This is a genomic window from Kitasatospora sp. NPDC091257, assembly GCF_044757675.1.
In the GTDB taxonomy this organism is placed as follows: Bacteria; Actinomycetota; Actinomycetes; order Streptomycetales; family Streptomycetaceae; genus Kitasatospora; species Kitasatospora lactacystinica.
Genome location: NZ_JBIVVI010000136.1, coordinates 1 through 11,479 on the forward strand (window position 1 = coordinate 1; position 11,479 = coordinate 11,479).

General features: G+C 74.8%; 5 protein-coding genes. 1 reads left to right on the forward strand and 4 read right to left on the reverse strand.

Annotated elements, in window-relative coordinates:
• The 4 genes from ACIQOV_RS09225 to ACIQOV_RS09240 form a co-directional block, all read right to left on the reverse strand.
• The coding region (locus ACIQOV_RS09225) for an amino acid adenylation domain-containing protein (RefSeq protein WP_401046653.1) at positions 1–7,596 on the reverse strand (7,596 nt) is incomplete at its 3' end.
• A gap of 502 nt (positions 7,597–8,098) precedes the next feature.
• Entirely contained in the window at positions 8,099–8,311 is a 213-nt protein-coding gene (locus tag ACIQOV_RS09230) for an MbtH family protein (RefSeq protein ID WP_359909576.1), read from the reverse strand.
• Positions 8,312–8,419: 108 nt separating this feature from the next.
• Complete coding sequence (locus ACIQOV_RS09235) at positions 8,420–8,578, reverse strand: hypothetical protein (protein WP_401046655.1); 159 nt, start codon at positions 8,576–8,578, stop codon at positions 8,420–8,422.
• 185 nt (positions 8,579–8,763) lie between these two features.
• Positions 8,764–10,059, reverse strand: a complete 1,296-nt coding sequence (locus ACIQOV_RS09240; RefSeq protein WP_401046657.1) for an IS256 family transposase — start codon at positions 10,057–10,059, stop codon at positions 8,764–8,766.
• A 332-nt stretch (positions 10,060–10,391) separates the two neighbouring features.
• On the opposite strand from ACIQOV_RS09240, the gene ACIQOV_RS09245 reads away from it, so the two are divergent.
• Positions 10,392–11,375 carry a LuxR C-terminal-related transcriptional regulator gene (locus ACIQOV_RS09245; protein WP_401046660.1) on the forward strand — a complete coding sequence of 328 codons (984 nt, stop codon included), beginning with the start codon at positions 10,392–10,394 and terminating at the stop codon, positions 11,373–11,375.
• Positions 11,376–11,479 lie beyond the last annotated feature (104 nt).

Sequence of the window (11,479 nt, forward strand, 5' to 3'; positions counted from 1 at the left end):
GGTGGGGTTGAGCTGTTCGACCAGCCGCTCGAAGGGGATGTCCTGGTGGTCGTAGGCGTCCAGGTCGGTGCGGCGGACCCGGTCCAGCAGCTCCCGGAAGCTCGGGTCGCCGGAGGTGTCGGTGCGCAGCAGCAGGGTGTTGACGAAGAACCCGACCAGGTCGTCGAGCGCCTCGTCGGTGCGCCCGGCCACCACGGTGCCGATCGGCAGGTCGGTGCCCGCGCCGAGACGGGTGTAGAGGACGGCGACCACGGCCTGCAGCGCCATGAACAGGCTGGCGTGCTGCGTCGCCGCCAACTCGCCGAGAGCGCGGTGCAGTTCGGCGTCGACGGCGACCTCCACCAGGCCGCCGCGGTGTCCCGGAACGGCCGGGCGCGGACGGTCGTAGGGGAGCGCCAGCTCCTCCGGGGCGTCGGCCAGGGCCCGCTGCCAGTAGGCGAGTTGCTCGGTCAGCAGGGCGCTGGGCCGCTCGTCGGTGCCGAGCAGTTCGCGCTGCCAGAGGGTGTAGTCGGCGTACTGCACCGGCAGCGGCTCCCACTGCGGCTCGGTGCCGGCCAGCCGGGCCCGGTACGCCTCGGCGAGGTCGCGGAAGAGCGGGCCGACCGACCAGCCGTCGCTGGCGATGTGGTGCATCAGCACCAGCAGGACGTGCTCGTCGTGCGGCAGCGACAGCAGGGTGGCGCGCACCGGCAGGTCGCGGGCGAGGTCGAAGACCTCCTCGCCGGCCGCGGACAGCGCGGCCCGCAGCTCCTCCTCGTCGGCCACCGTGACGTGCCGCAGGGCGAGTTCGGCGGCCTCGGTGACGAGCTGGTGCGGGCGGCCGTCGACGGTCGGGAGGACGGTGCGCATGATCTCGTGCCGCCGCACCACGTCCCGGACCGTCCGCTCCAGGGCGGGCAGGTCGACGGCGCCGGTGAGCCGGACCGCGACGGGGGTGTTGTAGAGCGCGCTCGGTCCCTCGAACTGCTCGATGAACCACAGGCGTTGCTGGGCGGAGGAGAGCGGCACGCGCTCGGGGCGCTCGGCCGGCCGCAGGGCCGGACGGGCCGTCGCGGAGTCGGGCAGCGCGGCGGCCAGCAGGGCCACCGTCGGGTTGTCGAAGAGCGTGCGGATCGGCAGTTCGGCGCCGAGGCCGGCGCGGATGCGGCTGACCAGCTTGGTGGCGAGCAGCGAATGGCCGCCCAGGTCGAAGAAGCTGTCGTCGATCCCGATCCGGACCAGCCCGAGGACCTCGGCGAACAGCCCGCACAGGGCCTGCTCGGTGGCGTTGCGCGGCTCGCGCCCGCCGTCGGCGCCGTTGTAGTCGGGCGCGGGCAGGGCCTTGCGGTCCACCTTGCCGTTGGGGTTCACCGGCAGCTCGTCGAGGACGACGATCGCGGCGGGCAGCATGTAGCCGGGCAGCCGCTCGGTGACGAAGTCGCGCAGCTCGTCGGCCCGCACCTCGCCGGTGACGTAGGCGACCAGGCGCTTGTCGCCCGGCTGGTCCTGGCGGACCGCCACGCAGACCTGGCCGACGGCCGGGTGGGCGGTGAACGCGGCCTCCACCTCGCCGAGTTCGATCCGGAAGCCGCGCAGCTTGACCTGGTCGTCCGCTCGACCGACGAACTCCAGTTCGCCGGCGGGCGTCCAGCGCACCACGTCGCCGGTGCGGTACATCCGGCTGCCGGGCTCGCCGAACGGGCAGGCCGTGAAGCGCTCGGAAGTCAGGCCGGGGCGCCCGACGTAGCCGCGGGCCATACCGGTGCCGCCGATGTACAGCTCGCCGGCCACGCCGACCGGCACCGGGCGCAGCCCGGCGTCCAGCACGTACAGCCGGTTGTTGGGCAGCGGCCGGCCGATCGGCACGACGGCGGGCACCTCGGCGGCCGAGGTCATCGGGAAGTGCGTCGCGAAGGTGGTCGTCTCGGTCGGCCCGTAGACGTTGACCAGCCGCAGCCCGGGGCAGGTGTCCAGGACCCGCCGCATGGCGACCGGCGAGGCGATGTCCCCGCCCGTCCACACCTCGTGCAGCCCGGCGAAGGTCTCCGGGGCCTCGGCGGCCAGCACGTTGAACAGGCCGACGCTGATCCAGGCGGAGGTGGTCCGCTCGTGGCCGATCACCGCCGCCAGCTCGGCGATGCCGAGCCGGCCGGCCGGGGCGATCACCAGCTGGCCGCCGGAGAGCAGCGGGGTCCAGATCTCGTAGGTGGAGGCGTCGAAGGCGGAGGGGGCGTGCACCGGCAGCCGCTCGTGGCCGCCGCCGGTGAACTGCCCGCCGAGCGCGAGGTCCACCACCGCGCGGTGGGTGATGGCGATGCCCTTGGGCACGCCGGTCGAGCCGGAGGTGTGCATCACGTACACCAACTGGTCGGCGTGCTGCGGCAGTCCGAGGTTCTCGGGGTGTTCCCCGGCGTGCGGGTCGAGCACCGTCAGCCCGGCCAGCGCGGGGTGCTCGCGGTGCGCGGCGTCGGCCAGCACCAGCCCGGCCCCGGCGTCCGCGAGGACGGTCCGCAGCCGGTCCGTCGGCTGGGCGTCGTCCAGCGGCACGTAGAGGCCGCCGGCCTTGAGCACCGCCAGGATCGCCACCACCTGGGCGGCCGAGCGGTCGATCATCAGCGCGACCGGCGTCTCCCGGACGACCCCGGCCTCGACCAGCCGCAGCGCCAGGCCGTTGGCCCGGGCGTTGAGCTGGGCGTAGGTCAGCTCGGCGTCCTCGGCGGTGAGCGCGATCGCGTCCGGGGTCGCGGCGACCCGCGCCTCGAACAGCTCGGGCAGCGAGCCCTCCGGCAGCGGGGTGCTGGTGCCACTCCATCCGGTGATCAGCTCGGCGCGCTCGGCCGCGGTCAACACCTCGACGGTGCCGACGAGTTCGGCCGGGTCGGCGACGATCCGGTCGAGCAGGGCGAGGAAGCGGTCCAGCAGGGCGCGGGCCTCGTCGGAGGTGAAGGCGTCGGGCTGGTGGTCCAGCCGCAGCTGCAGGCCGTCGCCGGGGGTGAGGGCGAGCGCCAGCGGGTAGTGGGCGCTGTCGACGTCCTCGACCAGGTGGACGCGGGTGGCGCCGCTCGGGTCGGCGTCGTCCAGGGCGGACGGGTCCGGGTAGTTGCCGTACACCGTGACGGTGTCGAACAAGCTGCCCATGCCCGCGAGTTGCTGGATCTCGGTGAGACTGAGGTGCTGGTGGTCCAGCAGGGCGGACTGCTCGTGCTGGAGGCGCAGCAGCAGCTGGCCCCAGCTCTCGGCCTGGTCCAGGCGCACCCGTACCGGCACGGTGTTGATGAGCAGGCCCATCATCCGCTCCACGCCCGGCAGGTCGTGCGGCCGGCCGGAGACGGTGGTGCCGAACAGCACGTCCTCGCGCCCCGTGAGCCGGGCCAGCAGCACGCCCCAGGCCGCCTGGACCAGGGTGTTGAGGGTGACGCCGTAACGGCGGGCGGTGCGGGCGAGGGCCTCGGTGGTCTCCGGGGTGAGCCCGGTGTGCAGGCGCAGCGGCAGCTGCGGGGTGGCGGCGGAGCGGCCGGGGGCGAGCAGGGTGGGCTCGTCGGCGCCGGCCAGGGCCTGGGCCCAGGCGGCGCGGGCGGCCGCGCCGTCGCGCCGGGTGATCCAGCGCAGGTACTCGCGGTACGGGGCGGCCGGGGCGAGCGGCTGCTCGAAGTACAGGGCCCACAGCTCTTCGGCGAACAGCGGGGTGGACCAGCCGTCCAGCAGGATGTGGTGGGCGGAGGCGATCAGCTGGTGGCGCCCGGGCGCGAGCCGGATCAGGGTGTAGCGCAGCAGCGGGGGGCGGTCGAGGTCGAAGCGGCGGCCGTACTCGGCGGCGGCGATCCGGGCGGCCTCCGCCGCCGGGTCGGCGTGGGCGCTCAGGTCGACGACGGTGAAGGGCAGCTCGACGCCGTCCGGGACGACCTGCACGGGCGGGCCGTCGTGCCGCTGGTGGAACGCGGCCTTGAGGTTCGGCTGGCGGGTCAGCAGCGCCTCGGCGGCGGTGCGCAGGCGGTCGGCGTCCACCGGGCCGGTGAGGTCGAAGGTCACGACCGAGGTGTAGACGTCCGCGCCGTCGGCGTCGTACGCCGAGTGGAAGGCCATGCCCTGCTGGAGCGGCGAGGTGGGCCAGACGTCGACCAGGCGGGCGGGGGCGTGGTGGGCGGCGAGCTCGTCGACCTCGCTCTGGGTGACGGCGACCAGCGGGAAGTCGGAGGGGGTGTGCCCGCCCGCGTCCGGCCGGTCGGCGTGCTCGGCGAGCGCGCCCAGCGCGGCGAACCAGGCCTCGGCGAAGGCGCGCACCCGCTCCTCGGAGAGCAGCCCGGTGGCGTAGGACCACTGGGCGACCAGCAGCGGTCCCTGCGGGGTGTCCACGGTGGTGGCGTCCAGGCCGAGCACCCGGCCGAGCGCGAGGCCGGTCGCGGCGCCCTCGGACATCGCCTCGGTGCCGGCGAGCACGTCCTCGGCGGTGACGCCCTCGGGCGCGAAGCGGCCCAGGTAGTTGAACTCGATCTGCGGGTCGGCGCAGCCGGCCAGGACGGCGGCGGTGTCCGGGTTGAGGTGGCGCAGCAGGCCGAAGCCGATGCCGTTGTCCGGCACGGCGCGCAGCTGCTCCTTCACCCGGCCGAGGGCCCGGCCGAGCCCGGGGCCGGCCGCGGTGACCTCGGACCAGTCCAGCGCCCCGGGGGCGAGCCGGACGGGGTAGACGGAGGTGAACCAGCCGGCGGTGCGGTGCAGGTCGACGCCGTCGACGATCTCCTCGCGGCCGTGGCCCTCCACGGTGACCAGCACGGCGCCGTCGGGCCCGGTGGTCTCCCGGCCGCGCCAGTGGCCGAGGGCCAGCGCCAGCCCGGTCAGCAGCACGTCGTTGACCTGGGCGTGGTAGGCGGCGGTGACCTTGGTGAGCAGCGCCCGGGTGGTCTCGGCGGGCAGCACGAGCCGCAGCAGGCCCTCGGTGGCGTAGGTGTCCGTGGCCGGGTCCAGCGGGCGGTCGCCGAGCAGCGGGTCCGGGGTGGCCAACGCGGCCTGCCAGAGCGGGAGTTCGGCGGCCCGGCGGTCGGTGTTCGCCTCGGCGGTGAGCCGCTGGGCCCAGCGGCGGAAGGAGGTGGGCACCGGCGCGAGCTCGACGGCGCGGCCCTCGCGGAGCGCGGCGAGCGCGCCGAGCAGGTCCTCCTCGACGATGCGCCAGGTGACGCCGTCCACCACCAGGTGGTGGATCACCAGCAGCAGCTGCGAGGGCGCCTGCGGACCGGCGTCGAAGCGCACGGCCTGGACCATCCGCCCGTCCTCGGGGGACAGGCGCTCGCGGGCGGCCCCGGTCTCGGCGCGCAGCGCCTCGGCGGTGGCCGGGCCCTCGACCCGGCGCAGCACGGCGTCGGCGGGGACGGCGCCGGCCTCGGGCACGTGCAGGGTCCAGGGGCGCTCGGCGAGCGGGGAGGTGCGGGTGCGGAACAGGTCGTGGTGGTCGAGCAGGGCCTGGACGGCGGCGGTCAGGTGCTCCTGCGGGGTGCCGGCGGGCAGGGTGAGCACGGTGGACTGGTAGAAGCTCTCGACCGCGCCGTGCTGGGCGGCCAGCCAGTGCACGATGGGCGTCGGCGGCACCTCGCCGAGGCCGGCGCCGGCGGGCTCGACGACGACCGGGCCCTCCAGCGGACGGGCGATCCGCGCCAGCGCCTCGACGGTCGGGGCGAGGAACACCTCGCGCGGGGTGAGCTGGAGGCCCGCGTGCCGGGCCCGGGAGACCAGCTGGATGGCCACGATGGAGTCGCCGCCGAGCTCGAAGAAGGAGTCGGTGACGCCTACCCGGGGCAGTCCCAGCACCTCGCCGAACAGCCGGACCAGGGTGTGCTCCAGCTCCCCGGCGGGGGCGCGGCCCTCCTCCTCGCCGGCGCCGAACACCGGCGCGGGCAGGGCGCGCTTGTCGACCTTGCCGTTGGGCGTGAGCGGCAGCCGGTCGAGCACCACGACGGTGGGCACCATGTGGTCGGGCAGCCGCTCGGCGCAGTACGCGCGCAGCTCGGCCGGGTCGGCGGCGCCGACGGTGTAGCCGACCAGGCGGCGCTCGCCCGGGCGGTCCTCGCGGACCAGCACCACGGCCTGGCGGACCTCGGGGTGGGCGGAGAGGGTCTGCTCGATCTCGCCGAGCTCCACCCGGAAGCCGCGGATCTTCACCTGGTCGTCGGCCCGGCCGAGGAAGTCCAGCTGGCCGTCCGGGCGGTAGCTGCCGAGGTCGCCGGTGCGGTACATCCGCTCGCCGGGCCCGCCGTACGGGTCGGCCACGAAGCGCTCGGCGGTCAGGCCGGGGCGGTTCAGGTAGCCGCGGGCCAGGTGCGGGCCGGCGAGGTACAGCTCGCCCACGGTGCCCGGCTCGACCCGGCGCAGCTGCTCGTCCAGCACGTGGATCCGCACGTCCTGGCAGGGCCGGCCGATCGGGGGCAGCTCGTCGCCGGTCAGCGGCTCGCTCATGCTGACGATGACGGTGGCCTCGGTCGGTCCGTAGCTGTTGAGCATCAGCCGGCCGCGGCCGCAGCGGGCGGCCAGCTCGCGGGAGACCGCCTCGCCGCCGCCGATCAGGGTGCGCAGCGAGGGCATCGGGAGGTCGGGCAGGGTGGAGATCATCGCGGTGGCGATGTCGGCGTGGGTGACGCCGTACTGGTCGATCAGGGCGGCCAGCGGCTCGCCGACCAGCTGGCTCTGCTCGCGCGGCAGCACCAGGGCGGCGCCGGTGGTGAGCGCCACGGACAGGTCGGAGACCGAGACGTCGAAGCTGAGCGAGGACGCCTGGAGCACCCGGCTGCCGGGGCCGACCCCGGTGGCGGCGACCTGGGTACCGATCATGCTGGGCAGCCCGGTGTGGGTGACGGCCACGCCCTTGGGCACGCCGGTGGAGCCGGAGGTGTAGATGACGTACGCGGTGTTCAGGGCGCTCACCGGCCGGACCCGCTCGGCGGCGGTGAAGGGCGTGCCGGGCCGGGCGTCGAGGTCGGCCCGGTGCTCGGCGGAGTCGAGCAGCAGCCGGGGGGCGTCGGTCGCGGGCAGCTGCCCGGCGGCCCCGGCGGTGGTGAGCACCAGGGCGGCGCGGGAGTCGGTCAGCATGTGGCGCAGCCGCTCGGCCGGGTAGGCCGGGTCGGCGGGCAGCCAGGCGGCGCCGGTCTTGGCGACGGCGAGGATCGCGGCGACCGCCTCGGGGGACTTCGGCAGCGCCAGCGCGACGACGTCCTCGGTGCCCAGGCCGCGGGCGGCCAGCACCCGGGCCAGCCGGTTGGCGCGGGCGTCCAGTTCGGCGTAGGTGAGGATGGTGCCCTCGGCGTACAGGGCGGGGGCGTCCGGGGTGCGGGCGACCTGGGCGTCGACCAGCTCGGTGAGGGTCGGGCGGGCGGGTGCCCCTTCGGCCAGCCGGGCGGCCAGCGCGGTGGGGGTGGGGGCGTCCGCCAGGACGGGCAGCGCCAGGCGGACGCCGAACTCGGCGTGCACCCGGGCCAGCAGCCGCTCGGCGGCGGGCCGGTCGCCGCCCAGGTCGTAGAAGCCCGCCGCGGGGTCGACCGACTCCCGGCCGAGCACCTCCGCGAACAGTCGGCACAGGACCTCGGCCGCTTCCGGCCGCTGCTCGGATCTGTGCGTCTGCTGGACCCCGGACATGTGACTCTCTCCCTTGTGCGGCTGGCCCCCGCGGTGGCGGGAGCGGCGAGCTGGGTTGACCCCGGGGCGGTCGGCCCGGGGGTCGGCGGAGCGATGTTGCGGTCGTCTCGCGGTGCTGCGGTGTGCTTGGTGTGACGGCCGTGCGGCGCGGCGGTGCGGAGGGTGGGAGTGTGCCGGGGCCGTTTCGGTGCACGCGCGTAGACGTCGGACACGGGACCGCGCCGGCGGCGTGAGGGTGCGCCGCGCGGCGGTGGGGTGCTGCGGTGGTGGGGCGGGGCGGTGTCGGCGGGTTCCGGCGGGGCGGTGGGCCGACGGCCGGGGGAGCGGCCGAACGGGCGGCGGCTCGGGCGCGGTACCGCGCCGGGTGAGCGGCTGGTGCGCGCTGTGCTCTGTGCTCGTCGCCGGGGCGGTGCGGCCGGGGGAGCGGCTGCTCGGCGTGGATCCCCGTGCGGAGGCCGTGTGGTCGTTCAGCCGTCCGACGGTCGGTGCGCGAAGGCCGCGATCAGTTCTCGGACAGGTGCGCGATCAGGCTCTTCGGCCGCAGATCCTGCCAGTTCTGCTCGACGTAGTCGAGGCAGTCCTGCCGTCCGGCGGCACCGAACGCCTGCTGCCAGCCGGCGGGCACCGGGCTGAAGGCCGGCCACAGCGAGTGCTGGCCCTCGTCGTTCACCAGGACGAGGTAGCTGGCCTCGGCATCCTCGAACGGGTTCGCCATCGTCGGTTCCTCTCTGTTCGGAGCTGTCTGGAGCTGTTCGGAACTGTGCGGAACGGTGCGGAGCTGTGCGGGAGGGTGAGGAGCGGGGCGGTCGAACGGAGCCGCGGCTCACGCACCCCAGCCGGAGTCCTCGCTGGGGCCGACGACGGCGGCGATGGAGACGGCGGGCAGGTGCGGCTGGGCGTGGAGTTGGAGGCCCACCACGGCGGCCAGCAGAACGGCGAGTGTCCCGAGCATCTTGTGGACGCGGACGGCAAGGCTTGGCATCGCGAATTCCTCTTCCTGAGGAGGGCGGTCTGCCCTCTTCGCTCTGAAACGCATCCTGCCGAAGGCCCAAACGTGCGTGGAAGCTCTGACTGTGATCGTGAACACGCAATGCGGGAACCGGAAGCCCGGGCAGATCGTGTCAAAAACAGACAGACATGATCCAAATCACACCCGGCACTGTCAGATCAGTGGTGGGAACTCCGATGGCGCGGGGGACATCGCAGCGCGGAGGCGGGCACCCCGGCGCGCCGCAGCGAGCCCCGGCGCAGTTCCTCCTGGACGGCCGGCCAGTCCTCGACCCACGGCCGGCCCGTCCCGGCCGGCGACTCCAGGGCGAGCGTCGCCAGGTACGCGCGCTTGAGCGCGGCCCGTTCGTCCTGCACCCGGCCCGCGGACTGCTCGATCCGGCGCAGCCGCGCGTGCAACCGCTCCAGCGCGCCCCCGCCCGTCAGCAGCCGCCGCGCCTCCGGCCCGAAACGGAAGCCGGGCGCCAGCAGCGGCCAGGCCGCCCGCCACGCCCGGAACACCTCGCGGTGGCTCGGCCCCCACTCCCGCTCGGCCAGGGACAGCCGCTCCAGCGCGGCCGCCTCGGTCGGCGCCGTACAGGTCTCGCGCAGCGCCCGGGAGAGCGCACTCCAGTCCTCGCCGGGCGCGTGCCGCAGCGCCCCGTGCAGCAGGTGGGCCACCGAACCGTGCACCACGGTACGGGGCCACTGCTCGGCCGCCGCCTCGGCCAGCACCGCGCCGGTGCCGCCGACCAGCACCCAGACCTCCCGCACCCCGCGCCCGGCCAGCCCGGCCAGCACCTGGGGCCACTGCTCCCCGTCCGCGGCCGGCCACAGGCCCAGCACCTCGCGCCGGCCCTCGACCGAGATCCCGAGCGCCAGGTGCACCAGCGGACCGCCCGAGCGGCCGCTGCGCACCGAGTCCACGAAGACCACCGGGTAGACCGGGTCGAGCCGCCGCTCGCGCCGCTCGGCGAGCTCGTCGAGCACCTGGTCGGTGATGGCCGAGACGGTCTCCCGGCTGAGCTCCACGCCGTACACCTCGGCCAGGTGCGCCACCAGTTCGCCCGAACTGAGGCCGCGCGCGGTCAGCGAGATCACCAGCCGGTCGAGCCCGGGCAGCCGCCGGGCCCGGGGGAGGACGGACTTGGGGGCGAAACTGCCCTCGCGGTCCCGGGGCACCCGCACCTCGACCGGACCGATCTCGGTGAGCAGCCGTCTGGCCCGGGCGCCGTTGCGGCCGTTGGTGCCGGTGCCGGTGCCGGACCCGCGCAGATGCTCCTGGAGTTCGAGCTCCAGGGCGCCCTCGATCAACTGCTTGGCGAAGGCCTGAAGAATCCCGCCGTCGCCCAGCAGCCGGACGGCGCCGGAGCCGACCTGTGCGGCGGCGGCCTCCGCCAACTGTCGCACCAGGCGCTGGTCCACCAGGCCGGCGAGGGCGGCGGGCGGTGTCGCCGGATCGGAATCAGCTCGCAACTGGGGGTGCCTTCCGTCTGTAGGCCGTTCCATTCACCGACCGCCCGCTCCGAACGCCCCGACGGGACGTCAGGTGCGATGGGCCGGCAATCCCCCGGTCACCGCTGCCGGGTGCGGTCGTCCTCGTGCCCGGCGGCTCCCCCGCTTGCGTGCACGCCCGACTACCGTCAGCCGATGATTTCCGCGCCCTTTGGGCGTACACTCACGGCTGTCGGAGCCCGGGGGGCGGCTTCCGAACGGCAGTCACTTCTCATCTTGCCGGTTCTGATGCCTGGTGGAAGCCGGTTCGGGCATTCGTGAAACCGCAATGCCGAAGCCGGAAGGATGCCCAGATGTGCCCAACCCAGGACAAGAGCATGGAAAGGGGAACACCCCAGCTCTGCGACCGGGGCATCGAGTTCTACCGCACGGCACTGGTCGAGGGCGAGGCCACCGGCGAGGTCCCCGAGTGCCTGCTCGCGATGGGTCTGCTGCGCCCGCTGCCCGGCTCCGGCCGGCGGCTGGCCCCCGTCCCGCCCGACATCGCCGTCACCGGGCTGACCCGGCCGCTCGAACTCGCCGTACTGGCCCACCAGGAACGGCTCGCCGAGCTGCACACCTCCTTCCACGCCGCCGAGCACGCCTACAAGGACGTCATGCGGCGGGCCAAGTTGCCGATCCGGCTGCTGGCGGGCGACGAGATCCGCCCCGCGCTGGAGAAGGCCGTCGCCGGCTGCTCCGAGGAACTGCTCACCGCCCAGCCGGGCGGCGGCCGCGCTACCGAGCAACTGGCCGACGCGCTCCCGCGCGACCTCGCCCTGGCCGGCCGCGGCGTGCGCCAGCGCACCCTCTACCAGCACACCGTGCGCTCGCACGGCCCGACGTTGGCCTACATCGAGCAGGTCACCGCCCAGGGCGCCCAAGTGCGCACCCTGAACGAGGTCTTCGACCGGGTGATCATCTGCGACCGCTCCACCGCCTTCATCCCGGCCGGCGCCGACCGCGCCGCCGCGGCGATGCTCATCCAGCTCCCGCCGCTGGTCGAGTACCTGCTCAAGATCTTCGAGCTGATGTGGGAGCGCGCCGAACCCGTCACCTACCAGCAGGGCCACCACCGTCCCCGGCTGCTGACCGCCCGCACCCGGCAGAACGTCCTGCGCCTGATGGTCAACGGCTACACCGACGAGGCCATCGCCTCCCGTCTCGGCATGAGCACCCGGACGGTCTCCAGCCACATCCAGAAGGCCAGCGAACTCCTCGGCAGCCGCAGCCGCGGCCACCTCGGCTACATCATCGCCCGCCAGGGCGTCCTCGACGAGCCGCTCGACGAACTCTGAGGGCGCCGAGGAGAACTGACGAGGAAACGAAGGAGCGGGCCCGGCGGAATCTCCGCCGGGCCCGCTCGGCGATTGCCGGGGGAGGACCCCTGGTAGATCGGAAG